Source organism: Azospirillum brasilense (assembly GCF_022023855.1).
GTDB lineage: Bacteria > Pseudomonadota > Alphaproteobacteria > Azospirillales > Azospirillaceae > Azospirillum > Azospirillum brasilense_F.
Window position 1 is genome coordinate 1,432,770 of sequence record NZ_CP059449.1, and the last position, 26,623, is coordinate 1,459,392.

The 26,623-nt window shown below is 68.8% G+C and carries 31 protein-coding genes and 1 riboswitch; of the genes, 21 read left to right on the plus strand and 10 right to left on the minus strand.

Annotated features, from left to right (window positions below):
* Position 1 precedes the first annotated feature (1 nt).
* From H1Q64_RS06800 to H1Q64_RS06815, 4 genes are all read right to left on the minus strand, one after another.
* A complete protein-coding gene (locus H1Q64_RS06800; RefSeq protein ID WP_237902905.1) occupies positions 2-925 on the minus strand; it encodes a homoserine O-succinyltransferase in 924 nt (307 codons plus the stop codon).
* 49 nt (positions 926-974) lie between these two features.
* Positions 975-1,079: riboswitch (SAM-I-IV-variant riboswitch) on the minus strand.
* Positions 1,080-1,145: 66 nt separating this feature from the next.
* Positions 1,146-1,544 carry a hypothetical protein gene (locus H1Q64_RS06805; RefSeq protein ID WP_237902906.1) on the minus strand — a complete coding sequence of 133 codons (399 nt, stop codon included), beginning with the start codon at positions 1,542-1,544 and terminating at the stop codon, positions 1,146-1,148.
* Between the two features lie 200 nt (positions 1,545-1,744).
* Positions 1,745-3,436 (minus strand): HAMP domain-containing methyl-accepting chemotaxis protein, encoded by a 1,692-nt coding sequence (locus tag H1Q64_RS06810; RefSeq protein WP_237902907.1) that lies wholly within the window; start codon positions 3,434-3,436, stop codon positions 1,745-1,747.
* A gap of 253 nt (positions 3,437-3,689) precedes the next feature.
* Positions 3,690-4,637 carry an AEC family transporter gene (locus tag H1Q64_RS06815; protein WP_237902908.1) on the minus strand — a complete coding sequence of 316 codons (948 nt, stop codon included), beginning with the start codon at positions 4,635-4,637 and terminating at the stop codon, positions 3,690-3,692.
* Between the two features lie 147 nt (positions 4,638-4,784).
* Between H1Q64_RS06815 and H1Q64_RS06820 the strand changes: the two genes are divergently transcribed.
* Positions 4,785-5,189, plus strand: coding sequence for a tellurite resistance TerB family protein (locus tag H1Q64_RS06820; protein WP_014241609.1), 405 nt, complete (start codon positions 4,785-4,787; stop codon positions 5,187-5,189).
* 26 nt (positions 5,190-5,215) lie between these two features.
* The gene (locus H1Q64_RS06825) at positions 5,216-6,085 is read left to right on the plus strand and encodes an NAD(P)-dependent oxidoreductase (protein ID WP_237902909.1); all 870 of its coding nucleotides are present in this window, start codon (positions 5,216-5,218) and stop codon (positions 6,083-6,085) included.
* A 4-nt stretch (positions 6,086-6,089) separates the two neighbouring features.
* Here the strand turns inward: H1Q64_RS06825 and H1Q64_RS06830 are convergent, their stop codons facing one another.
* The gene (locus tag H1Q64_RS06830; protein WP_237902910.1) at positions 6,090-6,557 is read right to left on the minus strand and encodes an acetyltransferase; all 468 of its coding nucleotides are present in this window, start codon (positions 6,555-6,557) and stop codon (positions 6,090-6,092) included.
* On the minus strand, positions 6,554-7,573 hold the full coding sequence (locus H1Q64_RS06835) for an aspartate-semialdehyde dehydrogenase (protein ID WP_237902911.1): 1,020 nt from the start codon (positions 7,571-7,573) through the stop codon (positions 6,554-6,556). Before H1Q64_RS06835 ends, H1Q64_RS06830 begins: the two co-directional genes overlap by 4 nt.
* A gap of 132 nt (positions 7,574-7,705) precedes the next feature.
* On the opposite strand from H1Q64_RS06835, the gene H1Q64_RS06840 reads away from it, so the two are divergent.
* The 5 genes from H1Q64_RS06840 (at position 7,706) to H1Q64_RS06860 (ending at position 11,609) form a co-directional block, all read left to right on the plus strand.
* Complete coding sequence (locus tag H1Q64_RS06840) at positions 7,706-7,969, plus strand: hypothetical protein (RefSeq protein ID WP_014241604.1); 264 nt, start codon at positions 7,706-7,708, stop codon at positions 7,967-7,969.
* Positions 7,970-8,217: 248 nt separating this feature from the next.
* A complete protein-coding gene (gene sdhC, locus H1Q64_RS06845) occupies positions 8,218-8,607 on the plus strand; it encodes a succinate dehydrogenase, cytochrome b556 subunit (RefSeq protein ID WP_237902912.1) in 390 nt (129 codons plus the stop codon).
* A gap of 11 nt (positions 8,608-8,618) precedes the next feature.
* A complete protein-coding gene (sdhD, locus tag H1Q64_RS06850) occupies positions 8,619-9,014 on the plus strand; it encodes a succinate dehydrogenase, hydrophobic membrane anchor protein (protein ID WP_014241602.1) in 396 nt (131 codons plus the stop codon).
* Between the two features lie 6 nt (positions 9,015-9,020).
* Positions 9,021-10,802 carry a succinate dehydrogenase flavoprotein subunit gene (gene sdhA / locus H1Q64_RS06855; RefSeq protein ID WP_035675802.1) on the plus strand — a complete coding sequence of 594 codons (1,782 nt, stop codon included), beginning with the start codon at positions 9,021-9,023 and terminating at the stop codon, positions 10,800-10,802.
* Positions 10,803-10,832: 30 nt separating this feature from the next.
* On the plus strand, positions 10,833-11,609 hold the full coding sequence (locus H1Q64_RS06860) for a succinate dehydrogenase iron-sulfur subunit (RefSeq protein ID WP_145622811.1): 777 nt from the start codon (positions 10,833-10,835) through the stop codon (positions 11,607-11,609).
* A gap of 88 nt (positions 11,610-11,697) precedes the next feature.
* Here H1Q64_RS06860 and H1Q64_RS06865 read toward each other — a convergent pair whose 3' ends face one another.
* Positions 11,698-11,901: a hypothetical protein gene (locus tag H1Q64_RS06865; RefSeq protein WP_035675800.1), complete on the minus strand. Its 204-nt coding sequence runs from the start codon at positions 11,899-11,901 to the stop codon at positions 11,698-11,700.
* Positions 11,902-12,054: 153 nt separating this feature from the next.
* Here H1Q64_RS06865 and H1Q64_RS06870 point away from each other — a divergent pair, with 153 nt between their 5' ends.
* Complete coding sequence (locus tag H1Q64_RS06870; RefSeq protein WP_237902913.1) at positions 12,055-12,903, plus strand: branched-chain amino acid aminotransferase; 849 nt, start codon at positions 12,055-12,057, stop codon at positions 12,901-12,903.
* A 137-nt stretch (positions 12,904-13,040) separates the two neighbouring features.
* Positions 13,041-13,622 carry a hypothetical protein gene (locus H1Q64_RS06875; protein WP_237902914.1) on the plus strand — a complete coding sequence of 194 codons (582 nt, stop codon included), beginning with the start codon at positions 13,041-13,043 and terminating at the stop codon, positions 13,620-13,622.
* A gap of 13 nt (positions 13,623-13,635) precedes the next feature.
* Here H1Q64_RS06875 and H1Q64_RS06880 read toward each other — a convergent pair whose 3' ends face one another.
* A complete protein-coding gene (locus H1Q64_RS06880; RefSeq protein WP_237902915.1) occupies positions 13,636-13,977 on the minus strand; it encodes a hypothetical protein in 342 nt (113 codons plus the stop codon).
* Positions 13,978-14,051: 74 nt separating this feature from the next.
* Positions 14,052-14,684 (minus strand): S24 family peptidase, encoded by a 633-nt coding sequence (locus H1Q64_RS06885; RefSeq protein WP_014241596.1) that lies wholly within the window; start codon positions 14,682-14,684, stop codon positions 14,052-14,054.
* Positions 14,685-14,880: 196 nt separating this feature from the next.
* Here H1Q64_RS06885 and H1Q64_RS06890 point away from each other — a divergent pair, with 196 nt between their 5' ends.
* The 7 genes from H1Q64_RS06890 (at position 14,881) to H1Q64_RS06920 (ending at position 21,265) form a co-directional block, all read left to right on the plus strand.
* Entirely contained in the window at positions 14,881-15,246 is a 366-nt protein-coding gene (locus tag H1Q64_RS06890; protein ID WP_014241595.1) for a hypothetical protein, read from the plus strand.
* Positions 15,247-15,254: 8 nt separating this feature from the next.
* On the plus strand, positions 15,255-15,683 hold the full coding sequence (locus H1Q64_RS06895; protein WP_237902916.1) for a hypothetical protein: 429 nt from the start codon (positions 15,255-15,257) through the stop codon (positions 15,681-15,683).
* Between the two features lie 186 nt (positions 15,684-15,869).
* Positions 15,870-16,181: a hypothetical protein gene (locus H1Q64_RS06900; RefSeq protein ID WP_237902917.1), complete on the plus strand. Its 312-nt coding sequence runs from the start codon at positions 15,870-15,872 to the stop codon at positions 16,179-16,181.
* Between the two features lie 4 nt (positions 16,182-16,185).
* On the plus strand, positions 16,186-17,703 hold the full coding sequence (locus H1Q64_RS06905) for a portal protein (protein ID WP_237902918.1): 1,518 nt from the start codon (positions 16,186-16,188) through the stop codon (positions 17,701-17,703).
* A complete protein-coding gene (locus H1Q64_RS06910; RefSeq protein ID WP_237902919.1) occupies positions 17,696-17,968 on the plus strand; it encodes a hypothetical protein in 273 nt (90 codons plus the stop codon). The genes H1Q64_RS06905 and H1Q64_RS06910 overlap by 8 nt, the downstream gene beginning before the upstream one ends.
* A gap of 25 nt (positions 17,969-17,993) precedes the next feature.
* Positions 17,994-18,695, plus strand: coding sequence for a capsid assembly protein (locus H1Q64_RS06915; protein ID WP_237902920.1), 702 nt, complete (start codon positions 17,994-17,996; stop codon positions 18,693-18,695).
* A 230-nt stretch (positions 18,696-18,925) separates the two neighbouring features.
* Positions 18,926-21,265: a putative bifunctional diguanylate cyclase/phosphodiesterase gene (locus H1Q64_RS06920; RefSeq protein ID WP_237902921.1), complete on the plus strand. Its 2,340-nt coding sequence runs from the start codon at positions 18,926-18,928 to the stop codon at positions 21,263-21,265.
* A gap of 45 nt (positions 21,266-21,310) precedes the next feature.
* Here the strand turns inward: H1Q64_RS06920 and H1Q64_RS06925 are convergent, their stop codons facing one another.
* Entirely contained in the window at positions 21,311-21,748 is a 438-nt protein-coding gene (locus tag H1Q64_RS06925; protein WP_237902922.1) for a PRC-barrel domain-containing protein, read from the minus strand.
* Between the two features lie 420 nt (positions 21,749-22,168).
* Here H1Q64_RS06925 and H1Q64_RS06930 point away from each other — a divergent pair, with 420 nt between their 5' ends.
* The 5 genes from H1Q64_RS06930 (at position 22,169) to H1Q64_RS06950 (ending at position 26,600) form a co-directional block, all read left to right on the plus strand.
* The gene (locus H1Q64_RS06930) at positions 22,169-22,987 is read left to right on the plus strand and encodes a phage capsid protein (RefSeq protein WP_237902923.1); all 819 of its coding nucleotides are present in this window, start codon (positions 22,169-22,171) and stop codon (positions 22,985-22,987) included.
* A 37-nt stretch (positions 22,988-23,024) separates the two neighbouring features.
* Positions 23,025-23,294: a hypothetical protein gene (locus tag H1Q64_RS06935; RefSeq protein WP_237902924.1), complete on the plus strand. Its 270-nt coding sequence runs from the start codon at positions 23,025-23,027 to the stop codon at positions 23,292-23,294.
* Between the two features lie 176 nt (positions 23,295-23,470).
* On the plus strand, positions 23,471-24,040 hold the full coding sequence (locus H1Q64_RS06940; RefSeq protein ID WP_237902925.1) for a hypothetical protein: 570 nt from the start codon (positions 23,471-23,473) through the stop codon (positions 24,038-24,040).
* Complete coding sequence (locus H1Q64_RS06945; protein ID WP_237902926.1) at positions 24,040-25,935, plus strand: hypothetical protein; 1,896 nt, start codon at positions 24,040-24,042, stop codon at positions 25,933-25,935. Before H1Q64_RS06940 ends, H1Q64_RS06945 begins: the two co-directional genes overlap by 1 nt.
* Positions 25,935-26,600 (plus strand): hypothetical protein, encoded by a 666-nt coding sequence (locus H1Q64_RS06950; RefSeq protein WP_237902927.1) that lies wholly within the window; start codon positions 25,935-25,937, stop codon positions 26,598-26,600. The genes H1Q64_RS06945 and H1Q64_RS06950 overlap by 1 nt, the downstream gene beginning before the upstream one ends.
* The last annotated feature ends 23 nt before the right edge of the window (positions 26,601-26,623 follow it).

The following is a 26,623-nucleotide window of genomic DNA, read 5'->3' on the forward strand; positions in this document are numbered from 1 at the left end:
CCTAACCGGCCGTGCCGATGCGGGAAAGCTCGAAGGGCGTCGTCTGGTAGATTTGGTTGATCCAGTTGGCGAACAGCAGATGGGCGTGGCTCCGCCACCGGTTTTCGGGCGGGCGGCTCGGGTCGTCGTCGGGGAAATAGCCCTGGGGAACAGGCGTCGCCGCGTCCTTGGCGACGTCCCGGACATACTCGTTGCGCAGCGTGTCCGTGTCGTACTCGATGTGGTTGAACATGTGCAGCGAGCGGTGGGCGGCGTCCTCCAGCAGGCAAGGGCCGGTCTCCGGGGCGTCGAGAAGCACGCGCAGGCCGCTTTCCGCCGGGAGGTCCTCCTCGCGCACCTCGGTCCAGCGCGAGACTGGGATGGGCACGCCGTCGGACAGGCCGCACAGATAGGGCGAGGCGGGGGCGCGGTTGCGGTGCCGGTAGACGCCGGATGCCTTGCGCGGCAGAAGATGCTTCGGCACGCCGTGGAAATGATGGACGGCAGCCTGCGCCGCCCAGCAGATGTTCAAACAGGCATGGACGTGGCTCTGCGTCCAGTCGAAGACCGAACACAACTCGTCCCAATAGGAGACCTCCTCGAAGGGCATCGTCTCGACCGGGGCGCCGGTGATGATGAAGCCGTCGAACGTCTCGCGGCGCGCGTCCTCCCACGACCGGTAGAAGGCGCTCATGTGGTCCGCCGCGGTGTTGCGCGGCACATGGTTGGTGATCCGGATCAGCGACAGCTCGACCTGAAGCGGCGTGTTGCCCAGCAGGCGGGCGATCTGCGTCTCGGTCCGGATCTTGTCGGGCATCAGGTTGAGCAGGCCGAAGCGCAGGGGCCGGATGTCCTGCCGGATGGCGTCAGCCTCCTGCATGACCATGACGCCCTCGGTCTGGAGGGCGGTGAAGGCGGGAAGATCGTTGGGGATCCTGATGGGCATGACTCGTCCGGCTCCGCTGTCGGTGCATCGGTCGGAACAGACGTCATGGCGAACCCCGTTTGATTGCCGGTCCGGCCACATCCCCCTTCGGGACGCCACCTTGCTCGGGTAAGCAGGTTGGCGTTGAGCGTCCGCTCAACTCTTGATGCGCGGTGCACATTATACGGGCAGCGGCGGCTTGGCAACAGCGGCGGGACCATAGTAGTGGGCCGCGATTCCGTCAGGCGGGAAGGGCGGGGTAGAACCAAGTGTTGAGCAGGAGCAGGAGCGCCCAGAAGCCGATCTCCAGCGTCTCGGTGATCGGCTGGATGCGCCGGATGGCGCCGTAGACATGGACCGCCAGCATCAGCCCGAACACGCCGAACAGGATGTCGAAGGCATAGGCGGTCGCCTCCACCGTCGTCGCACCGCGCAACATCAGGAACTCGACGATCAGGATGAACGCCCCGAGGCAGCGGCCGAAATAGACGGCGAGGTCGGTGTCCTGCGGGATGCGCCACAGCATCAGTCGAGCCCAGGCGAGCGGTGCGATGAAAATCGGCAGGGCAAAGAAAAGCGTCGTGCTTATCATCAGGACAAGCAAATAGGTCTGCGCGTGCTGCGCATAGATGCCCAGCATGGCGGCTCCTCCATTTTGTATTGTTGATGAAACAATGACCAGTGAGGGTCATGGAGTGCCGTGACAGCCGCCGGTTGTCAAACCGATTGCCGCGCGCTTCTTCGAAAGTATGAGGAGACGCGGGACGCCGGAGCCCATGCCGTGGCGGGGCCGCCGGTAGGCGGTCCCGCGGCCGCCCACCGGTTCCGGTTGCAGAATGCTCAGGCCGCCTTGATGGCGACGAGGAAGTTCTCGACCTCGCTCTTCAGGCGCATCGCCCCCTGGTTCAGGTCGCCGGAGGCCGACATCACCTGGGTCGCTGCGCTGCCGGTCTCGGTCGCGGCCTGCGACACGCGGCCGATGTTGCTGGTCACTTCCTGGGTGCTCTGCGCCGCCTGCTGGACGTTGCGGCTGATCTCCTGGGTCGCGGCGCCCTGCTCCTCGATGGCGGCAGCGATGGAGGAGGAGATGTCGTTGATCGAGGAGATGGTCGCCCCGATCCCGCGGATGGCGCCGACCGCCCCGCCGGTGGCCGCCTGGATGGCGCCGATCTGCTGGGCGATCTCCTCCGTCGCCTTGGAGGTCTGGTTGGCGAGGCTCTTGACCTCGCTCGCCACGACGGCGAAGCCCTTGCCGGCCTCGCCCGCCCGTGCCGCCTCGATGGTGGCGTTCAGAGCCAGCAGGTTGGTCTGGGCGGCGATGTTCTGGATCAGGTCCACCACGTCGCCGATGCGCTGGGCCGCTTCCGAGAGCCCCTGCACGGTGGCGTTGGTGCGGTCCGCCTCGTCCACCGCCTTGCCGGCGATGCCGGCCGACTGCGACACCTGCTGGGAAATCTCGGTGATGGAGGCGGCCATCTCCTCCGACGCGGCGGCGACGGTCTGCACGTTGGCGGAGGTCAGCTCCGCCGCCGCCGCCGCGCTGCCCGCCTCGGCCCGCGTGTGTTCGGCGATGTCGGTCATGCTGCGGGCGGTGGTGTCGAGCTGCGACGCCGCGGCGCCCACGGTCTGCAGGACGCTGTGCACCGCGCCGTCGAAGTTGCGGATCAGCGAATCGATCCGCTCGGTGCGGCGGCGCTTGTTCTCCTCCTCGGCGGCCTGGGCGGCGGTCAGGCGCTCCGCCTCGATCAGGCCGTCCTTGAAGACCTGCACCGCGCGGGCCATGGCGCCGATCTCGTCCTGGCGGGCGCCGCCCTCCACCGCGACTCCGAGGTCGCGCCTGGCCAGACGGTCCATGATGGACGTCAGGGCGACGATGGGCCGGGCGACCGACTTCGTCATGGCGATGCCGGCGAACAGGCAGAGGACCGCCACGAACGCGATGGCGCCCAGAATCCAGTTCCGCGCTCCGACATAGGTGGCCCGCCCCGAGTCCGCCGCCTTCGTGGCGTTCTGGACGTTGGAGGTGGTCAGGTCATTGACGAGCGCGGAGCATTCATCGAACGCCTTGCGCGATTCGTCCCGGTAGATGCCTGTGGCCTTCTCGTTCTCGTTGGCTCGTGAGGGGGGAAGCAATTTGCCCTGGCTGATTTTCAGATAGCCATCCCAAGCCGCCTCCCAGCGCCTGAAGGTCTGGGTTTCCCAACCGGGGGCCAGCAGCGGCTCATACTTCCGCCGGGCCTCCGCCAGGCGGTTCAGAACCGTGGTCATCTCCTTTTCGACCTCGGCCATTTCCGCCGGGTAGAGCGCCAGGATGTGGGACGCCTCCAGGATGCGGTAATCGTTGGCCGCACCGTCGATCTCTCCGATGGCGGTGACGCTGGGCAGCCAGTTGGAGCGGATTTCCTCCGCGGCGTGGTTGACGGTGCTCAGCCGGTCGACGGCGAACAGTCCCAGGGCGACTGACATCAGCAGGACACAGACGGTGGCGGCGACCACCTTGGTCCGGATGGTCATGGAACTCAGCATGGACATGGCGCGTATCTCTTTCCCCCGAAACGATGCGGCGGCGGTCGATTGTTATGAGTCTGAACGAAAGGATTCGGCAGACCAGCGCCCTCGCGTTGGGCGCTGGATTTGCCGTGATCAAATGATTGAACAGCAAATCTTAAGAAAGACGCAAGAATGACGCAGGGAGGCTGCCTCCCGCTTTTCAAATCGTTTCTTTCTTTTAAGAAAAATGAATGTCTGAAGAGGCGAGCGCGACCAGACGACCGCAAGCCAAGGTTCAGAGCGGCGGCGCGTAGGTGGCCAGCAGGAAGGACAGGGTGACCACGCTGGCGATGGTGGACATCAGGATCGCGGCGGAGGTGCGCTCCACATAGATGCGGTACTGGCTGGCCACCACGAAGGTCAGGGCGCCGGTGGGCAGCCCGGCGAGGATGATGGCCGATCCGGCCCAGAAGGGGTCCAGCGGGAACAGCGTCTGGATGAGGAACCACGCCAGCGCCGGCTGCACCACCAGTTTCAGGGCGCTGATCCAGCCGACCTCCAGCAGGTTGGCCTTCAGGCTCTGGGTCGCCAGGAACAGGCCTATGGCGAACAGGGCGCAGGGACCGGCGGAGGCGCCCATCAGGTCGCAGTAGATGGCGATCGGGCGCGGCACCGGCACGCCGGACAGGAAGACCGACCAGGCGAGCCCCAGGGCCGTGGAGATGATCAGCGGGTTCTTGAGCAGCGCCCGGCCGACGTCGCGCAGTGCCTTGCCGATGCCGCCGCCCTGACTGTTGGCGAACTCCAGCCAGATCACCGCGATGCCGACCATGATCGCGCTCATGATGACGGTGGCGAGGATGGCCGGGGCCAGACGGTCCGGGCCGAAGGCCGCCAGGAACAGCGGGATGCCCATGTAGCCGGTGTTGGAGAAGCAGGCGTTCAGCCCCTGCATGCACTGGATCTGCGTGCGCTCCCGGTGGATCAGCCAGCCCAGCAGGGCGCCCAGCGCGTAGACCGCCAGCATCGAGCCGAGAAAGGCGCCGATGAAGGGGCCGTTGAAGATCTCCGACAGCGAGCGCTTCGCGGTGCCGAGGAACAGCACCGGCGGCAGGGCCATCCAGTAGACGAACTTGTTCAGCGCCTCCGACGAGGCGGGACCGAGCAGCTTCGCCTTACCGGAAAGGACGCCCGCCAGGATGATGGCGAAGACCGGGAGCGCCACGTTGAAGACCACCGACATGGGACCCGACCTTAAGGGGCAACCCGTCCCCTGTCGAGGGACCCACCCGTCCGTCGCGGGCATAGCTCCCTTGACGGCGCTCCCTCCCTTGACGGCGCGCGGGGGGCGGGCAAGATTGGGCGGGGCCCTTTTTCCGCAGGAGTTTCGATGATCAACCATCACAGCGCGCTCATCTACGTCATGGTGCTGGTGTCGGCGTGCGACGGCGACATGACGGACGCGGAGCTTGAGGCCATCGGCGAAAACGTCCGCTACCTGCCGATCTTCAAGGATTTCGATATCGACCGGCTGACCGATGTGACCCGCGAATGCTCCGGCCTGCTGGCCGACGCCGACGGGCTGGAGACGACGCTCCAGATCGTCAAGGAGGCCATTCCGTCCAAGCTGTCCGAGACCGCCTATGCGCTCGCCTGCGACATCGCCGCGGCGGATCCGTCGGCCTCGCAGGAGGAACTGCGGATGCTGGAGCTGATCCGGCACAAGCTGGGCGTGGACCGGCTGTGCGCCGCCGCCATCGAACGCGGCGCGCGGGCGCGCCACACCCGCCTGTGACGGCCGGGGACATGGCGGCCAGGGACATGGCAGACCTCAAGGACCGTACGGTCGGCTTCATCGGGCTGGGCCTGATGGGCCGGCCGATGGCCCGCAATCTGGCGAAGGCCGGTGCGGCCCTGGTGATCAGCAGCCGCAGCCCCGGCCCGGTCGAGGAACTGGCCGGCGAGGGCATGAGCCCCGCCGCCGGACCCGCCGAGGTCGCCGCCCGCGCCGACGCCATCGTGCTGATGCTGTCGGACACCGTGGCGGTGGAGGCGGTGGCAGCATCCCTGATCGACGCGCTGCGGCCCGGCCATCTCGTCATTGACATGGGCACCACGGCGGTCGGGGCGACCCGCAAGCTGGCCGAGGCCGTCCGCGCCAGGGGCGCCGACTGGGTGGACGCCCCGGTGTCCGGCGGCACGGTGGCGGCGGAGGCCGGCACCCTGACCATCATGGCCGGCGGCACGGAGGAGGCCTTCGCCCGCGCCTTGCCGCTGTTCCAGGCGATGGGCCAGCGCATCACCCATGTCGGTGACAGCGGGGCCGGGCAGGTCGCCAAGATGGCCAATCAGGTGATCGTGGCGCTGAGCATCGGCGCGGTGGCCGAGGCGCTGGCGCTGGCCAAGGCGGCGGGGGTGGAGCCGGGCAAGGTCCGCGACGCCATCCGCGGCGGCTTCGCCGAGTCGCGCATCCTGGAGCTGCACGGCCAGCGCATGGTCTCCGACGACTTCACGCCGGGCGGCCGCGTGGTCACCCAGATCAAGGACCTGAAACAGGCGGAGGAACTGGCGGAGGAGTCCGGAATCCAGCTTCCCGCGCTGGGCCTCAGCCTGGAGCTGTTCGAGCTGCTGGCCGAGCAGGGCGACGGCGGGCTGGACCACTCTGCGCTGTATCGGCTGTTCGTCAAGTAAGCCTTCAGGCTCCGGTCGGGCCGCCTTGGCCGGAGCTATCGAGGGCGAGATGCAGCAAGGGGAACGGGCGGCCGCTGTCGTCCAGCGCGGAGCGCCCGATTTCCCGGAAGCCGAGGCGCCGATAGAAAGCCCGTGCGGCGCTGTTCTGCTCGTTCACGTCGACCGTCAGTCCCTGCCCGCTGTCCAACGCGTAAGCGACCAGGGCACGGCCGATCCCCTGGCCGTGCCACGCCGGATCGACGAACAGCGTGTCGATCCGGCACCCGCTCATGCCCAGGAAGCCGACCGGCCGGTCGTCGCCGTCCACCGCGACCATGAGCGCCGCCGACGGAAGATACTGGTCGCGCACGAGGTCGGCGTAGAAGCCGATGTCCTCCTCGCTCAGGAAGTCGTGCGTGCTGCGCACCGCGGCGAGCCAGACGGCAAAGAGCGCCGGGGCGTCGTCCGGGCGGGAGGAACGGATCGGGATCACGCGTCGAGATACTCCTTCACCAGCAGCTCGGCGATCTGCACGGCGTTGAGCGCGGCGCCCTTGCGCAGGTTGTCGGTGGACGCCCAGAAGGACAGGCCGTTGTCCACCGTGTAGTCCTCGCGGAGGCGGCTGACGAAGACCGGGTCGTCGCCGGCGATCTCGACCGGGGTGATGTAGCCGTCGTTCTCCTGCTGGTCGATCACCTGCATGCCCGGCGCCTTGCGCAGGATGCGGCGGGCCTCCTCGGCGGTCACCGGCTCGACGCACTCGATGGTGATCGCGGCGGAATGGCCGATGAAGACGGGGACACGGACGCAGGTCGCGCTCACCTTGATCTTGGGGTCGAGGATCTTCTTCGTCTCGACGTTCATCGCCCACTCGTCCCGCGTCGCGCCGTCCTCCATGAAGGGGCCGATGTGCGGGATGACGTTGAAGGCGATCTGCTTGGAGAAGACGGACTTCTGCACCGGGTCGTTCACGTAGATGGCGCGGGTCTGGCTGAACAGCTCGTCCATCCCCTCCTTGCCGGCGTCCGAGGCCGCTTGGTAGGTGGAGACGACGACGCGGCTCACCGTGACCTGCTCGTGCAGGGGCTTCAGCGCCATGGCCAACAGGATGGCCGCGCCGCCGGGGCTGGCGACGATGTTCTTCCTCGCGTAACCGGCGAGCGCGTCGGCGTTGACCTCCGGAACGACCAGCGGGACGTCGGGGTCCATGCGGAACTGCGGGCTGGCGTCGATCACCACGGCGCCCGCCGCCGCGGCGCGCGGCGCATGAGCCGCCGAAACCTTGGCGTCCGCGGCGAACAGAGCGATGTCCACGCCCTTGAAGTCGAAGCGGCCGACGTCCTCGACCTTCAGCACCGCGTCCTCGCCGAAGGACACTTCCTTGCCCACCGCGCTGTCGGCGGCCAGGGCGATCACCGCGTCGGCCGGGAAGCGGCGGTCGGCGAGGGTGTTCAGCATTTCCCGGCCGACGTTGCCGGTGGCGCCGACGACCGCGACTGTGTAGCCCATGGCGGTTAATCCCTGTGATATGCGGTGCGAAGAGGGCTTGAGGTATGCGGTTCCCAATGGAATTGCAACAGCGCCCGCGTTGTGACACCGTGTCCGCCCCATCACGAACGACCGCGACCGGCACACCGGGGCATGGCCACTCCGCTCGAAGACATCATTGCCAAGGCGATCAAGGACGCGGACAAGTCCTTCTTCAACGAGGACTACACCAAGCAGGCGCGTTCGGTGATGAACGCGCTGAAGAAGGCCGGCTACGAGGTCGCTCCGGTCCGCCCGCCCGAGGGGCTGGTGGAGTGGGCCAAGGAGAACATTCCCTTCGGCCGGCTGCGTCCGGCGGAGCTGATTACCCAGATGTATTCGATGATGGTGGAGAATGTTCGCCGCTTCGACAAGTAATAGGCTGAACGGCGAAACCGGGTTTCGGCCCTGGTAATACCAGCTGCAGCAAAGCCCGTTAGTTTTCAGGCACTTCCCGCGGTGCGCCATTTTGGCCACGGCCAAGTCCCTGCCGTTGACTCGTGTGCGGTAGAGGCGTAATTCAATCGCCAAACACAGCAGGGCTTAAAACTTTCGGTCTCGCATCACCCGCCGTCGCGGCAACAGCCCTCCTTGCCGCGACCGGTCGCCGAACTGAGGACGACGCAATGGCAAACGGCAGCGGTCGGCCGCTCTCTCCGCATCTGCAGGTCTACAAACTCCCCAGGACCGCGCTCCTGTCCATCACGCACCGCATCACGGGCGTGGGGCTGGCCGTGGGCACCCTTCTGCTGACTTGGTGGCTGGTCGCCGCCGCCACCAGCCCCGCCGCCTACGAGCGCGCGCAGCACTTCATCGGCTCCTTCATCGGGCTGCTGCTGATGTTCGGCTGGTCGCTGGCGCTCTACTATCACCTGTGCAACGGCATCCGGCATCTGGTGTGGGACGCCGGCAAGGCGTTCGAGCTGAGCGAGGCCGACCGCGGCAACCAGATCGTCATCGGTGCGGCGGCCGTGCTGACCGTGCTGACCTGGATCATCGGCTTGGCCGTGTGGTGAGGAGAGAAGACATGGCGTCCAACAGCAAGACCCTCCGCTCGCCGCTGCAGATCGCGCGCGGCTTGGGTTCCGCCAAGCACGGTACCGAGCATTGGTGGCACCAGCGCGTCACCGCCATCGCCCTGGTTCCGCTGACCATCTGGTTCGTCTTCGGCGTGATCCGCCATCTGGGCGCCGACCATGCGGCCTTCGTCGCGTGGCTGGAGTCGCCCTTCTCGGCGCTGATGATGGTGCTGACCGCCGTGGTCACCTTCCACCACGCCCAGGCCGGGCTGCAGGTGGTGATCGAGGACTACGTGCACAACGAGATGGCGAAGATCCTGAGCATCCTGGCCGTGAAAGCCCTGTGCTTCGTGCTGGGTGCCGCCTGCGTCATCGCCGTCCTCAAGATTTCGTTCGGAGCCTGACGAGCCATGGCCGCCTACGATATTATCGATCATTCCTATGACGTCGTCGTCGTCGGTGCCGGCGGTGCGGGCCTGCGCGCCACCTTCGGCATGGCCGAGAAGGGCCTGAAGACGGCGTGCATCACCAAGGTCTTCCCGACCCGCTCGCACACCGTGGCCGCCCAGGGCGGCATCTCGGCGGCGCTCGGCAACATGAGCGAGGACGACTGGCGCTTCCACATGTACGACACCGTCAAGGGGTCGGACTGGCTGGGCGACCAGGACGCCATCGAGTACATGTGCCGCGAGGCCATCCCGGCGATCATCGAGCTGGAGCACTACGGCGTGCCCTTCTCGCGCACGCCGGAAGGCAAGATCTACCAGCGCGCCTTCGGCGGCATGACCGCCCATTACGGCAAGCAGCAGGCCTACCGCACCTGCGCCGCCGCCGACCGCACCGGCCACGCCATCCTGCACACCCTCTACCAGCAGTCGCTGAAGCACGAGGCGGAGTTCTTCGTCGAGTATTTCGCGCTCGACCTCATCATGGAGGACGGCGTCTGCAAGGGCGTGGTGGCCTGGAACCTCGACGACGGCACCATCCACCGCTTCCGCGCCCAGCTCGTTGTTCTGGCGACGGGCGGCTACGGCCGCGCCTACTTCTCCGCCACCTCGGCCCACACCTGCACGGGCGACGGCGGCGGCATGGTGCTGCGCGCCGGCCTGCCGCTGCAGGACATGGAGTTCGTGCAGTTCCACCCGACCGGCATCTACGGCTCCGGCTGCCTCATCACCGAGGGCGTGCGCGGCGAGGGCGGCTACCTCACCAACTCCAACGGCGAGCGCTTCATGGAGCGTTACGCGCCGTCGGCCAAGGACCTCGCCTCGCGCGACGTGGTGTCCCGCTCGATGACCATCGAGATCCGCGAGGGCCGCGGCGTCGGTGAGCACAAGGACCACATCCACCTGCACCTGGAGCATCTCCCGCCGGAGATCATCCACCAGCGCCTGCCCGGCATCGCCGAGACGGCCAAGATCTTCGCCGGCGTGGACGTCACCAAGGAACCGATCCCGGTTCTACCGACGGTGCACTACAACATGGGCGGCATCCCCACCAACTTCCGGTGCGAGGTCGTCAACCCGACCGCCGAGGACCCGGATCGCGTGGTGCCCGGCCTGATGGCCATCGGCGAGGCGGCCTGCGTGTCGGTGCACGGTGCGAACCGCCTGGGCTCCAACTCGCTGCTCGACCTCGTGGTGTTCGGCCGTTCGGCGGCCATCCGCGCCGCCGAGATCGTCGAGAAGGGCAAGTCGGTGTCGTCGTCCGCCGCCGCGACCGACGTCGCGCTGGAGCGCTTCGACCGGATCCGCAACGCCAAGGGCTCCATCAAGTCGTCGGAGCTTCGCCTGGAAATGCAGCGGACCATGCAGAACAACTGCGCGGTCTTCCGCACCGGCGAGGTGCTGGAGGAGGGCGTCAAGCTCATCGACCAGACCTTCGCCAAGAAGAGCGACATGGCGATCAGCGACCGTTCGCTGGTCTGGAACTCCGACCTCGTCGAAGCCATCGAGCTGGACAACCTGCTGTACCAGGCGGTCGCCACGCTCCATTCGGCGAAGAACCGGCCGGAGAGCCGCGGCGCCCACGCTCGCGAGGACTATCCGGACCGCGACGACGAGAACTGGATGAAGCACACCGTCATCGAGGTGTCGGACAAGGGCGAGACGAAAATCGGGTACCGCCCGGTCCATCTCTACACCCTGACCGACGAGGTGCAGGTGTTCCCGCCCAAGGCCCGCGTCTACTAAGGCGGCAAGAGCAAGGCAAGGATACGAACCATGGTCGAATTCAACCTGCCCGCCAATTCCAAGGTCGGCGTCGGCAAGACCATCAACGCCGCCACCGGCGCCAAGCGGGCGAAGACCTTCAAGATCTACCGCTGGTCGCCGGATGACGGCCAGAACCCGCGGGTCGACACCTACGTCGTCGATCTCGACAAGTTCGGCCCGATGATCCTGGACGCGATCATCTACATCAAGAACAACATCGACTCGACCCTGACCTTCCGGCGGAGCTGCCGCGAGGGCATCTGCGGGTCCTGCGCGATGAACATCGACGGCACCAACACGCTGGCCTGCCTGAAGGCCATCGAGGAGGTGAAGGGCGACGTCAAGATCTACCCGCTGCCGCACATGCCGGTGGTCAAGGATCTCGTCCCCGACCTGAAGCACATCTACGCCCAGCTCGCCTCGATCAAGCCGTGGCTGCAGTCGCAGTCGCCGGCCCCGAGCCGTGAGCGCCTGCAGTCGCCGGAGGACCGCGCCAAGCTGGACGGCCTCTACGAGTGCATCCTGTGCTTCTGCTGCTCGACCTCCTGCCCCAGCTACTGGTGGAACGGCGACCGTTACCTCGGCCCGTCGATCCTGCTCCAGGCCTACCGCTGGATCGTCGACAGCCGCGACGAGATGACGGGCGAGCGCCTCGACAACCTCGAGGACCCGTTCCGCCTCTACCGCTGCCACACCATCATGAACTGCACCAAGGCGTGCCCGAAGGGCCTCAACCCGGCCAAGGCCATCGCCGAGATCAAGAAGCTGATGGTTCAGCGCCGCTGATCCGTCCGCTTCGGTTCGTTGATTAAAGAACGGGGCGCCTCCGCAAGGGGGCGCCCCGTTTGCTTTGGCCCGTCGGCGTCGTGGCGGCTCAGGCGAAGTCGGGATCGGTGGGCCGGGACGGCGGCAGGTCGTCGTTGGGCAGGGGGGAGGGCATGTCCTCCTGCGGGCCGGGGGTCGGCAGGTCCGGGTTGTCGGTCAGGGGCCCCGGGGTGGGAACGTCCTGTCCCGGCGGCGGGAAGGGCGGGGCCGCGCGCAACGGCTGCGGAAAGGCGCTCGAGTAGGTCCAGCCCATGGGTCGGTCGCTCCCGGTGTGGTGAGGGTGTCCTGCATCAACCGTCCGGCTGGCCCGTCTGCGCAGGTTGACCGGCGGCGATGAGGGGGTATGCTTTTCGAGGGAGCGAACCATCCGGATAGAACCAACCCGAAGCCAAAAAGGGAGAAGATCATGGGCAGCACGGCCGGTCAGGCGTTGAGCTACATCCAGGGCGAATGGATCGCGGGCAACCCCGCCATCGTCGGCCCGATGACTCACGCGCTCTGGCTGTCTTCGGTCGTTTTCGACGGTGCCCGCGCCTTCCAGGGCGTGGCCCCCGACCTCGACCGCCACTGCGCCCGCGTTGTGCGCTCAGCCCAGGTGATGGGCCTCGCCCCCATGCTGACCGCCGGGGAGATCGAGGAGCTGTGCTGGGACGGCATCCGCCGTTTCCCCAAGGAGGCCGAGCTTTACATCCGGCCCATGTTCTACGCGGAGGAGGGCTTCGTCGCGCCCGACGCCGAGAGCACGCGTTTCGTCCTGTCGGTCTACGAGGCGCCGCTGCCCAGCGCCGGGGGTTTCACCGCCTGCCTGTCCAGCCGCCGCCGTCCGATGCCGGACATGGCGCCGACCGAGGCCAAGGCCGCCTGCCTCTACCCCAACGCCGGGCTGGCACTGAAGGAGGCGCGGGAGCGCGGTTTCGACAACGCCATCATGCTCGACCCCATCGGCAGCGTGGCGGAGTTCGCGACAGCCAACCTGTTCATCGCCAAGGACGGGGTGGTGCGCACGCCGGTACACAACGGTACCTTCCTCAACGGCATCACCCGCCAGCGCGTGATCGCCCTGCTGCGCGACGACGGCGTGGCGGTGGAGGAGGTCACCCTGAGCCCTCGCGACGTGCTGGAGGCGGACGAGGTCTTCTCAACCGGCAATTACGCGAAGGTGGTGCCGGTCACCCGCGTCGAGGAGCGCGCCCTGCAGCCCGGTCCCCTGGCGGCGCGGGCGCGCGGGCTCTATTGGGAGTTCGCCTTCCGCTGATCCGCTTCGGATGACCCGGAATGCCGGTTTCCGGGCGGTATGCGGCCCAAAAACTGGCTTGATAGGTGATCCGTTCCACGGCATGATTCCTTCGAAACGGTGAATCGGTCCATCGAAGGACTCTGTCGAGGGGGGAGATGATGCAATTCCGCGAACGGCGCCGCGTGATCCAGGTGATCCGCACCGTCTACGATCCGGACCTGAAGCGCGGGCGATCGGAGCTGGTCGGGAAGATCGACAAGGCCGCGCCCGTGGTCACCGACAGGCTCCAGAAAAGCTGCACGGCTGAGGAGTTGTCGGAGATCCTCACCTATCTGGACGACCGCCACAACCGCCTGCGCAACGAGGCGGTGCGCGCCGGGGCGGAAACCCTGCCGGCCCAGATGCGGGAGGCGGCGGAGTATTTCCGCACCCACCGCGACGACGACGCGCGGGCCTTCGCCACGGAAATCCGCCTGGCGTGGGAGGAGTTGAAAACGGCGTTGCGTGACTCTGGCTTTTCAAGGAACAAGCTGTTGAAGAAAGCCACGGAGCGGGCCGAGGCGGCGCCGGTCGCCGTACAGGTCGCTGCGGAGGAGGTGGCCGAACCGGCGGAAGTTCCGCCTGCCGAGGCGCCGGTTCGCAAGCCGCGCGCAAGGAAGGCGAAGACCGCCCGTGTCGTTGCCCTGAATACAGAGGTTTCCAAGGCGGACGAGACCGGCGCTCCTCCGGCCGCGTGACGGCGGCACCCGCTCAAGCCCCCACAAGGAGCAGGAGGCTGGCGGCGTTGCGATGGTGGGCCAAAGCGGCGGTGAGGCGGGACAGCCACGCGTCGTCGGCGGTCCGGTCGGCGGGCAGGGTGCGGCGCCGCCGCGCTGCGCCTTGCCGGGCCTCGGCGGCCAAGCGGTCGTGCAGGCGAAGCACCGCGGCGCGGGCCAGGGTGGCGTGCCGGTCCGCCCCGTCGAGAAGCGCCGTCCGAAGCACGCCGCGGGGCGGCGCGTCGTCGTGACGGCGTTCGAGATCATCCAAACGATGTGAAATGAGGGACAGCGGGGCGGGGAGTGGACGCGACGGCGCCCCGGTGGATCCGGTCATCCTCGGACGGTAAGCCTTTTGATGACCAATTTAAAGGATAAATATCCTAGGACAGAGTGCCGCAGGGCTGACGTTTACTGGCTTGCCCAGACGATGCGGGCCATCCAGGCCACCTCGGCGCGCGGAATGCTGCGGTCCGGGTGGGCACGGTTGATGGAGATCAGCTCGATCTTGGTGGCGGTTTCGCGAAGGAGTTGCTTCGCCATCACCTCGCCGCCCTTGGTGCGGACGACGACGCGGTCGTTGCGCCGGATCTGCGCAGCGGGCGAGACGATGATGGTGTCGCCGTCACGGTAGACGGGATCCATGCTGTCCCCCGCGATCTCCAGCGCGTAGGCGTGCGGGTCGCCGATGCTGGGGAACAGAAGCTCGTCCCAGCCGACGCCCGAAGGAAAGCCGGCGTCGTCGAAGAAACCCGCGTTGCCCGCCTGCGCATAGCCGATGACCGGCACCCGCTGGAGCGAGCCGGCGCCCGCGGCATCGCCGACGAGGCTGACGAACTCCGACAGCGACGCACCGGTCGCCTCCAGAACCTTGGACACGCTCTCCGTCGAGGGCCAGCGGAGCTTGCCGTCGCCGGTGGTCCGCTTGCTCTTGTTGAAGGTCGTCGGATCCAGCCCCGCGCGCCGCGCGAGTCCGGAGGCCGACAGCCCGTGCTGGGCCGCGAGGCGGTCGATCGCCCGCCAAATGTCCGCATGTTTGAGCATGGGAGGATAATCACATAAACGAACCAGCCCGTCCCTAGGAACCTATTCATATTGTCCTTGACGAAGGACTTTAATCAGTACATAACGTGAACATGTGTTCGCCAGCCGCGCGTGCCGCGGCCCATCCGGCGCTCCGCCCGAGAGCGATGCTGCGCCCGCGAACCCAAAAGCTGCAATTCTCAGGGAGACCTCACGCATGGTCCAGCACCGCAACACGTTCATGGTTCTGTCCGACGCCGTCGGGGAACCGTTCGGCAGCGCGGAGGAGGCGTGGTTCTGGTCGGTCCAGGCGCAGGACGCCAAGGCTGCCGGCGCGCGCATCGCCGCCGGGCGGGGGCTGGTCCAACGTCCTTGCGAGCCCGGCGACGTGCTGTGCGCGGTGGACCGGCTGTACCGTCGCCGCCTGCTGATCCGCGACCATCTGCACGTGCTGGTCCACTACGGGCGCCGGCTGATGGCGCCGGACCCGGCGCGGTACCGCGAGCAGCGCGCTCACACCCTCTGGCAGGAGGCGTTCGACCGGCTCCGCCCGGTGCTGCGCGAGAAGGGCATCGTCCAGTGAGCGCGCCGATGCCCCAGCCGTGCCAAGTGGGGCTCTGCCAGGTGGGGCCCAGCCGGGCCGGAGCGGACGCGCCGCGCGCCTGGGTGGTCTTCCGGGGCGAGGCGGAGCTGTGGTGGCTGCGCCTGCTGAAGCCGGGATTCCGCCACTGCTTCGCGCTGCTGCATGACGGGCGCCACTGGGTGATCGTCGATCCCCTTTCGCCCTTCACCGACGTGTCGGTCCTCGACCTGCCCGCGGCCTTCGACCTGCCGGGCTGGTACCGCGGAATTGGGATGGCGGTGGCCCCGGCGTCGGTGCGGCGCGGTCTGACTCGCCCGGCCCCCTGGGCGCCCTTCACCTGCGTCGAGGCGGTCAAGCGTCTGCTGGGGCTGCACGCGCCCGCGGTCCTGACGCCGTGGCAGCTTTACCGGCGGCTGGCGCGTCCCGCCGCGTCCTGATCCGCGCCGCCGTCCCGCCCCCGCCTCCAGTCGCCCTGTCTCACCAAGAACAAGGAAACCCTGCCCATGGCGAACCTGTTCAAGGCGCCGCGGCCAACGGCGCCGCCCGCGCCTGCCCCGGACCCCACCCCAAATCCCGCGCCGGTCCCTCAACCCCCGCCTGCCCCCGCTCCCGAGCCTGCCCCCGTGCCGACCCCGGCGCCGGTGGAAGCTCCAGCTCCGGTTCCGGTCACGACGCCCTGGTGGAACACGGCCCCGGAACTGGTGCCGGCACCCTCCGCCCCCGTGGACGAGCCCCCGGCTCCCGCGGTGCCGCCCACCGCCGACCCGGTCACCCGGCCTTCGGCGACGGAGGAGGAGAAGGACCCGGCCAAGGCCGCAGAAGCGCTGATCCAGCGGCGCAACCGGGGACGGGCGGGGACGGTCCAGACCTCCTGGCGGGGAGCGCTGGACGTCGGCGCGCTGGTGCCGCTGCGCAAGCGCCTGTTGGGGGAGTGAGGCCATGAGCGACACCACACACGACGCTGTTCGGAAACGCCGCAAGGGGGATGCCGCATCCGCGCCGCCGAACGGGCCGGAGCGTCTGCTGGAGCGCTACCGGGCGGCGCGGGAGCGCCGGTCGGTCTGGGAAAGCCACTGGCAGGACTGCTACGACCACGCCCTGCCCAACGGGCAGCCCTTCCGCGGCGGCGGCACTCCCGGCGAGCGGCGGGTGGACCGGCTGTTCGACGGGACCGCGCCTGACGCCGTGGAGCAGCTCGCCGCCAGCCTGCTCGCCGAGTTGACCCCGCCCTGGTCGCGCTGGTTCGGGCTGCAGCCCGGCCCGTCGCTGCCCGATGGGGAGCGCGACCGCGTGGCCCCGATGCTCGACCGCGCCGCCGGCATCGTGCAGGCCCATGTCGACCGTTCCAACTTCGCCGTGGAGATCCACCAGGCCTTCCTCGACCTTGTGACGGTGGGCACCGCCTGCCTGCTGATGGAGGAGGCCCCGCCCGGCGCCGCGTCCAGCCTGCGCTTCACCGCGGTGCCGCTGGCCGAGGCGGTGCTGGAGGAGGGGGCGGACGGGCGGCTGGACGGCACCTTCCGGCGCAGCGAGGCGACGCTGGCCCAGATCGAGCGGCGCTTTCCCGGCGCCGCCCTGCCGGACGAGGTGCGGGAGCGCGGCGGCGCGGAGCCGGACAGCCGTTTCCCGCTGGTCGAGGCGGTGCTGCCCGACGGGCTGGCCTACCGCTGGACGGTGGTGCTGGACAGCGGTCCGGCCGATCCCGCTACGCTGGCCGAGGGACGCTTCGCGCAATCGCCGTTCATCAACTTTCGTTGGTTGAAGGCACCGGGGGAAACCTATGGCCGGTCGCCGGTCATGAAGGCGCTGCCCGACATTAAGACCGCCAACAAGGTGGTCGAGCTGGTGCTGAAGAACGCCTCCGTCGCCGTCACCGGCATCTGGCAGGCCGACGACGACGGGGTGCTGAACCCCGCCACGATCCGGCTGGTGCCGGGGACGATCATCCCCAAGGCGGTGGGGTCGGCCGGGCTGACGCCGCTCGCCAATCCCGGCCGGTTCGACGTGTCGCAGCTCGTGCTCGACGACCTGCGGGCGCGCATCCGCCACGCGCTGCTGGCCGACCGGCTGGGGACGTTGGACCAGCCGCGCATGACCGCGACCGAGGTGGTCGAACGCTCCGCCGAGATGGCCCGGCTGCTCGGCGCGACCTATGGACGGCTCCAGGCGGAGCTGCTGACCCCGCTGGTGCTGCGCGCCGTCGGCATCCTGCGCCGCCGCGGCGAGATCCCGGACATCGCGGTGGATGGGCGCACCGTCGCGTTGCAACACCGCTCCCCGCTGGCCCAGGCGCAGGCGCAGCGGGACGTCCAGGTGACGCTGCGCTGGCTGGACACCGCCCGCCAGCTCGGCCCGGAGGCACTGTCCGCGGTGGACGTCGCGGCGACCGCGCGCTGGCTGGGCGAGGCCTTCGGCGTGCCCGCCAAGCTGGTGCGGGCGGAGGCGCCCCATGGCTGATCCGGCGGAGTGGAACAACGGCGGCTGGGCTTGGCTGGATGGAGCCTCGCCCGCCGAGGCGGTTCCGGCCGGCGATCCGGCCCCCAGCTTCGCCCGCTGCTTCGCCGGGCCGGACGGGGCGCGGGTGCTGGACACGCTGAAAGCCATGACGCTCGAACGCGTGCTCGGCCCCGACGCCTCCGACGCCGCGCTGCGCGACCTGGAGGGCCAGCGCCGTCTGGTCGCCCTCATCCTCGCCCTGACCGCCCGTGGGCAGGGCGCCTGAGTCTTTCATCGATAAGGAGCTATCCATGGCCGAGAACCTGCTGACGTCGACCGTTCCCGGCGCCCCGCCCGCGGTGCCCGAGAAGTTCCGCGACCCGGAAACCGGTGCGGTGCGCGTGGAGACGCTGCTGAAATCCTATCTGGAGCTGGAGCGCAAGCTGTCCGCCCCCGCCTCTGGTGATGGCGAGCGGCCCGGCCTGCTGGTGGCGCCGGGTGTGCCCGATGGGCCGGAGGGCTATTGCATCGCCTGCGACCACGGGCTGTTCGAGCCGGATCCGGCGATCAACGGCCGCCTGCACGGCGCCGGCTTCACGCCGGAGCAGGCGCAACTCGTCTACGACCTCGCCGCTGAGCGGCTGGTCCCGCTGATTCAGGAATTGGCCGCCGAGTTCCAGGCGGAACGCGAGGTCGAACGGTTGTCCGCCCAGTTCGGCGGGGCCGAGCGCTGGCGGGAGGTGTCGCGGCAACTCCACGCCTGGGCGGTGAAGAACCTGCCGCCAGCGGCGGTGGAGGGGCTGTCGACCACCTATGAAGGGGTGATGGCGCTTCACCGGATGATGACCGGTGGCGAGCCCGCCGCCCTGTCCATGCCGGCTGGCGCGCCGTCCGCCGGCGGGGAGGCGGAACTGCAGGCGCTGATGCGCGACCCCCGCTATTGGCGGGACCGCGACCCGGCGGTGGTGTCGAAGGTGACCGACGGGTTCCGGCGCCTTTATCCGACCGCCTGAGCCTGTGGACCGTTGGCGCGGCGTGGCATTGCGCGGCCTCTCGGGAGGGTTTTGCGATGCCCCGCCGCGCCGGATGGGCAAAATGTCGCAGCCGGATTGAAAAGAACGCAGGGGGGGCGGGGCGGGCAACTTGGCCGTTGCGTGTTTGAAATAAAAAAGCGACGCTTTCGCGCAGAATGACAACCGGCCGGAAGCACAGGCCGGGTGCGACGATTGCCGCCGGAACCGTGATGACGCTGCGCCGCAAGATCCGTTGGCTGACCTGGATTGGCCTGATCGGCTGCCTCATGGCGGCAATCCCTGCGCTTTACCTGCTGCGCAGCGGTCTGATCACGGAGCGGGGACGGCTGACCCATGCGTTGGTCGGGTCGGCCCACGCCATGCTTGGCGAGATCAACGCGGCCATCGAGGCGGGCGCCCTGCCGCGGGACGAAGGCCAGGGGCAGGCGCGTCTGGCGCTGCGGGCGCTGGGGCGCGATCCCTTTCATGTCAGCGTGTTCACCGACGGGCGCGTATCCGAGGGCTGGATGGGCGAGGGCCATTCGGTCCGCGCCAGCCTGACCTTCGAACCCTGGGGCTGGGCCATCGCGGCGGCCAGCGGGACCGACGACCTCGACCGCGAATTCGCCATGGAGGCCCTGGCCTTCGTCCTGTTCATCGCCGTTCTGCTGGTGCTGAGCTGGCCGCTGTCGGTGTTCCTGTCGCAGCATGTGCTGGGTCCCATCGAGGCGCTGTCGGAGCGGATGGAGCGGCTGACCGAAGGGCAGACCGGCATCGACATCCCCGGCCGCGACCGCAAGGACGAGTTCGGCGCCATGGCCCGCGCCATGGACTATTTCCGGCAGGCTGCCGAGGCGCTGATCGTGCGCGACGAGCGGCTGTTCGGCATCATGAACAACATCGGCGAAGCCATCGTGCTGGTCGGCGAGGACGGTCGGGTCCAGGAGCACAACCCCGCCGCCGTCGCGCTGTTCGGCGTGCCCGCGGAGCGACTCGACGGCCATCGCTTCGCCGACCTGTTCGTCGAGGAGGACCGCGAGCGGGTCGCCCGGCTGTTCGGCCTGGGGACGTTGGCTGGGGGCGGTTCGGCGGGCGCGGCGGGGACGGGCGGCGTCCGCACGGAGCGCGCCGAGGAGCTGGCGATCGAGCGGGAGGACGGGCGGATCGACGCCTCGCTCTCCCTGTCCTGCCTGGACGTGCAGGGGCGGCGCAGCTACGTCTGCGCGCTGGCCGACATGACCGAGCGGATGCGTCACGAGCGGGAACTGCTGCGCCTCGCCACGCGCGACCGGCTGACCGGCCTGCCGAACCGCGCCCTGATCGAGTCGCTGCTCGACACCTCCATCGAGCGGGCGCGGCGCCATGGCCGCCGCTTCGCGGTCCTGTGCTTGGATCTGTCGCGCTTCAAGCTGATCACCGACACGCTGGGCCACCACGCCGGGGACCTGCTGCTGCAGGAGGTCGCCTCGCGGATCGTCGTCACGGTGCGGGCCAGCGACACGGTGGGGCGCATCGGCACCGACGACTTCGCGGTGATCCTGGACGAGGTGGGCGAGGCGAAGGAGGCGGAGATCGCCGCCCAGCGCATCCTGGCGGCCTTCGACGAGCCGGTGCTGCTGATGGGCACGGAGCATTACGTCCGCCCGTCCATCGGCATCGCCCTGTTCCCCGACCATGCCGACAGCGCGCAGGAACTGATCCGCTCCGCCGACACGGCGCTCTATGCGGCCAAGCGGGCCGGCGGCAAGCGCCACGCCTTCTTCCGCAAGGAGCTGGCCGACCAGGCGCACCGCCATCTGGCGCTGGACCGTGACCTGCGGGCGGCGCTGGCGCGCGGGGAGTTCCAGCTCCACTACCAGCCCAAGGTGTCGCTGATCGACCAAGCGCTGGAAGGGTTCGAGGCGCTTCTGCGCTGGGACAAGCCCGGCTTCGGCATGATCCCGCCCGGCGAGTTCATCCCGGTCGCCGAGGACACCGGCTTCATCGTGCCGCTCGGCGACTGGGTGCTGGATGAGGCCTGCCGCCAGTTGCGCGACTGGATCGACCGCGGGTTGGAGCCGGTGCCGGTGGCCGTCAACATCTCGCCGCGCCACCTGCGCCAGCGCTCCGCCGAGGATTTCCGCCGGATCATCGACCGCCACCGCCTGTCGCCCGATCTGGTCGAGCTGGAGATCACCGAGGGTGCTGTGATGCAGGACATGGACCACGCCCTGTCCGTCCTGGCCGCGCTGAAGGCCATGGGCATCCGCGTGGCGGTGGACGATTTCGGCACCGGCCATTCCTCGCTGAGCTACCTGAAACGGCTGCCGGTGACGACGCTGAAGATCGACCGCTCCTTCGTGAACGGCGTGCCGAGCGAGCGGGAGGACAACGGCATCGTCTCCACCATCATCGCCATGGCCGACATGCTGGGGCTGGATGTGGTGGCGGAGGGGGTGGAGAAGCAGGAGCAGGCCAATTTCCTGCGCCACCACAACTGCACCCTGGTCCAGGGCTGGCTGACCGGGCGCCCGGTCCCCGCCGGTCAGGCCGCCGATCTGCTGGCCGTGCGCCTGCGCCGGTCGGCGTGATGATTGGGGTGTCCGGGGGCTGATGCCCCCGGACCGTTCAAGACGTCAGCGCAGCGCGCCCTTGACGTCCTCGTACTTGTCCTTCTGCCAGGATTCCAGACCCTTGAGGTCGTTCTCCGTCATGTCGACGGTCAGACGCTTACCCTTCATGTGCAGCCGCTCCAGCGGCAGGACGACGTCCTTGTCGCTGATGTCGGCGATGTGATCGACGTCGATCACCGCGAAGGTCTGGCCGCCCTTGCGGACGATGCCCTCGATCTCGGCGATGTCCTTGCCGTCGCTGCCGTAGACGTCCTTCCCCTTGAGCTGGGCCGCGGTCATCTTTGCGACCGCCGGGTCGAGCGAACCATGGGTGGCCGCGACCTGCCCGGTCGCCTTGTTGTTCGGAACCTCCTTGGCGGTGGTTCCGGACATGCTTTCGGCCAGAGCCGGCGTGGCGAGCAGAAGCGCCGCGACGCCACAGGCGGTGATGATCGTCTTCATGAAGCGTATTCCTTTTTTATGCCGTGTTTTCGGGCCGTTGAGGCCAACCATTCAACAGCGTGGCTCCGGGGGATATTCCGTTTCCCGAGGAGGTACCGCGGCAAGGGAATGGCTGTTCGATAGAGGAAAATATTCTTGACATGGCAGGGCAGTTGTCCTAGAAACGGACTTGCCAACGCCCGTCGTGCGTCCCCTCACACGACGGGCCGCGGCATCCCGAACCTCCCCTCCACGCCTGTCCTGAAAGGGGCTGACCGGACAACCGAAAGGCCCGGCCAGCCCCTTTCTTTTTCGCGCTTCGCCCGCGGCCGGGCGCGCGTCCCCTCGTCCTGTTCCGGGATCGGGCGCGCCTGACAACCGGGTGGCGGAATGCTTCCCGTCGGACGGGATCCCCGCAGAACGCGAAAGGAATACAGTCCAATGTCCACCTCGGTCGCCCAGGCTTTCGTCAAGCAGTTCGAACGCGAAGTGCACGACGCCTACCAGCGCATGGGCTCCAAGCTGCGCAACACGGTGCGCACCAAGAACAACGTCCAGGGCGCCTCCACCGTCTTCCAGAAGGTCGGCAAGGGCACCGCGTCGACCAAGGCGCGCCACGGCGCGGTTCCGGTGATGAACCTCGACCACACGCCGGTCGAATGCACCCTCTACGACTTCTACGCCGGCGACTGGGTCGACCGGCTGGACGAGCTGAAGACCAACATCGACGAGCGGCAGATCATCGCCAGCGCCGGCGCCTACGCGCTGGGCCGCAAGACCGACGAACTCATCCTCGGCGAGCTGAACAAATCCACCAACTTCGCGGGCGGCTCCAACGACGGGCTGACCAAGGCGAAGGTGCTGACGGCCTTCGAGAAGCTGGGCGAGTCCGACGTGCCGGACGACGGCCAGCGCTACGCCGTGGTCGGCTGGAAGCAGTGGAGCCAGCTTCTGGGCATCGACGAGTTCGCCAGCACCGAATATGTCGGCGCCGACGAGCTGCCCTGGCGCGGCACGCAGGCCAAGCGCTGGCTGGGCACGCTGTGGATGCCCCATTCCGGCCTGAAGGCGGAGGGCGGGGTGCGGCTGTGCCACTGGTACCACAAGACGGCCGTCGGCCACGCCTCCGGCGCCGATGTGAAGACGGACATCTCGTGGCACGGGGATAGGGCCGCGCACTTTGTGAATAACATGATGTCGCAGGGCGCCGGCCTGATCGACGCGGCGGGCGTCGTCACCATGCGCTGCCTGGAAGCCTGACGCCCTCCCTGCCGACGATCGAAATGGAGTTTTCCCCATGGCCTATCTTCCGAAGGACCTGAGTGTCCTTGCCTACGCCAACGGCTTCACCCTGTGGCACTACACGACGCCGGACGCCGCCGCGCTGGTGGACAACAGCGGCTATTTCAACGGCGCGTCCGACCTGCTGCGCAGCGGCGACATGATCCTGGCCAACACCGGCACCGCCGGGACCCCCGCCGCCGGCGTCCTCGTGGTCGCCGCCAACGCGGCGGGGGTGGTGGACGTCACCAACCTGTCGCCCTTCGGCGCGTCCAACACGGACTGACGGGTTCCCTTCGATGTCCCCTCTCCCCCTTGGGGAGAGGGTCAGGGTGAGGGGGATGCGCGTTTGCCGGACGTTTCGCCATGCGCAACCCCCTCACCGGCCCTGCGGGCCACTCTCTCCCCAGGGGGGAGAGGGCTAAGGCGACGTGCCTCCCTCTGATCCGAAGGATCGACCTCATGGCATTGACGGCTATCGGGCTGTGCAGCCGCGCGCTCATCAAGATCGGGGCGACGGCGATCACCGCCTTCGACGAGGGCTCCGCCGAGGCGGAGGTCGCGGGGGCGCTCTTTGAGCCGGCGCGCGACGCGCTGCTGTCGGCCAACGCCTGGAGCTTCGCCACCCGGCAGGCCCGGCTGGCGCGGCTGGCCGATGACCCGGTTGCCGATTACGGCGTGGCCTTCCAGCTTCCCGCCGATTTCCTGCGCGCGCTCGGCGCCGGGGCGGGTGGACGGGGCCGCGGGTTGGATTACCGCATCGCCGGGCGGACGCTGCAGGCGGCGTCCGACGCGGTGGTGCTGACCTATGTCGGGCGCCCGGCGGAGGAGGATTTCCCCGCCTTCTTCGACCAGGCGCTGATCGCCCGGCTGGCCGCGGAATTCTGCATTCCGCTGACCGAGAGCACGAGCCGGGCGGAGCTGCTGCAGCGGCTAGCCGAAAGCGAGTTCCGCCGCGCCCGCCAGATCGACGCCCTGCAGGACAGCCAGCCGGGTTTCGAGGATTTCACCCTGATCGACGCGAGGGGCTGATGGCGCGGGTTCGTCAGGTGAAGACCAACTTCACGGCGGGGGAGATTTCCCGCCGGCTGCTCGGGCGCGGCGACCTGCGCGCCTACGACAACGGGGCGCTGGCGCTGCGCAACCTGTTCATCCACCCGACCGGCGGGGTGACGCGCCGTTCCGGCCTCGCCTTCGTCGATCCGGCCCGCGGTGACGGGCGGCTGGTCGCCTTCGAGTTCAACACCGAGCAGACTTATCTGCTGGTCTTCTCCGAGGGTCGGATCGACGTCTATGGCAACGACACGTCCATCGCCAGCGTGGAGGCTCCCTGGACCGCCGCCCAGCTTTCCCAGATCACCTGGACGCAGAGCGCCGACACGCTGCTGGTCTGCCACCCCGACGTGCCGCCGCGCAAGCTGACCCGCAGCGGCGCCGACGCCTGGGCGCTGAGCGGCTGGAGCTACGTCGCGGACGGGGAGCGGGTGGCGATGCCCTTCTACCGCTTCGCCGATCCCGCCGTGACTCTGACCCCGTCGGGAACGGACGGGCTGGTGACGGTGACCGCCTCCGCCGCTGTCTTCGATCCGAAGCAGGAAGGTACGCGCCTGCGCATCCAGGGCAAACAGCTCCGCGTCGAGGGGGTGGTGTCGGCGACGCAGGTCACCGCGACGGTGCTGGAGACGCTGGCCAGCCACGCCGCGACGACGGCCTGGGACGAGCAGTCCTTCTCGCCGCTGCGCGGTTGGCCGGTGTCGGCGGCCTTCCACCAGGACCGGCTGGTCATCGGCGGGTCTCGCGACCTGCCCAACCGGCTGTGGCTGTCGCGCTCCGCCGATCTGTGGAACTTCGACCTCGGCACCGGGCAGGACGACGAGGCCATCGAGTTCGGCATCCTGTCCGATCAGGTGAACGCGGTGCGCGCCGTCTTTTCCGGGCGGCATCTCCAGGTCTTCACCTCGGGCGCCGAATACATGGTGTCGGGCGATCCGCTGACTCCGCAGAACATCCAGGTCCACCGGCAGACGCGCATCGGCTCACCCGTCGACCGCTCTGTCCCGCCGCGCGACGTGGACGGGGCCACCCTGTTCGTCTCGCGCAACGGGCGGGAGATCCGCGAATTCCTCTACACCGACACCGAGGCCGCCTATCAGGCCAACGATCTGGCGCTGCTCGCCCGCCATCTGGTGGTGAAGCCGCGCGACCAGGATTACGACCAGGGCCGCCGCCTGATGTTCGTGGTGATGGAGGACGGCGCGCTGTGCGCCCTGACCGTCTACCGGCTGGAGCAGGTGACCGCCTGGACCCGGCTGGAGACCGACGGGGCGGTGCGCTCCGTCGCGGTGGTCGGGGACGAGGTCTATGCGCTGGTCGACCGCGCCGGGCGGTGGAGCGTGGAGCGCTTCGACGACGGGCTGAACCTCGACGCCGCCCTGGTCGGCGACCACGACGCCCCGACCGCGGTGTGGAGCGGGCTGGACCATCTGGAGGGGCGGACCGTCGCGGTGGTCGCCGACGGCACGGTCCGCGCCGATGCCACCGTCGCCGCCGGCAAGGTCGTGCTCGACCCGCCGGCCCGCCATGTCGAGGCCGGTCTGCCCTACAGCCACCGCATCGAGCCGCTGCCGGTCAGCCTGCTCGGGCAGGCGGGCGGAACCGACGCGGTGCGGCTGGTGTCCGTCGGCTTCCGGCTGGAGGAGACGGCGGCGCTCCACGCCGACCTGGGGCGCGGCCTTCAGGAACTGCCGCTGCACCGGACGGGGCCGCAGCCCGCGGGCGGTGTCCCGGCGCTGGTCTCCGGCGACCGCAGGCTGCGGGCGCTGGGCTGGCGGCGCGACAGCGACCGGCCGCTGTGGAGCATCCGGCAGGACGCGCCGCTGCCCTTCACGCTTTTGTCCGTAACCATGGAACTGAGGGTGAACGACTGATGGGCGGAATCACGACCCTGGCCACCACGGCGCTGCCGCTGGCCAACGCCGTCGCCGACACGGTGGACCGTGTCTCCGGCACGTCGGACAGCGCGCGCCGCCAGCAGGCCGCCGACGAGCGCCGATACGCCTATCAGGCGGAGCAGCAACGGCTGGAATGGCAGCGCGAGGACGAACTGCGCCGCCAGGACCAGGAGCTTCAGCGCCAGAAGGAGGAGCAGGCCCGCGCCGAAGCGGAGCGGCAGCGCAGCCGGGAGATGGACTGGCTGGCGCAGAGCCAGAACCTGGCCGCCCAGCAGCTCCGCACCGGGCAGGCCGCCACGTTGGCCGACAAGGAAGGGGACGCCCGCACGCGGCTGGCCCAGATGTCCGCCGCCGCGCAGTCCGATGAGCGGCGGCGTGTGGACGCCCTGCGCCGCACCGTGGCGCGCACCCGCGCGACGCTCGGCTCCAACGGGGTCAGCGCGGCGGACGGCTCGGGCGAGGCGATCCTGCTCGGTGTCGTCAAGGACAGCGCCGCGGAGCGCGGGGAGGCGGAAGGCGCCGACCGGCTGAAGCGCGAGGCCATCCAGCAGGAGGTGGACAGCGTGCGCCGCCGCAACCTGCTGGAACAGGCGCAGCTCGCCGAGCGCCAGCGGCTGGAGTTCATGAGCCGCTTCTACTGACGCTTCCGGTCAACCCACGCAGC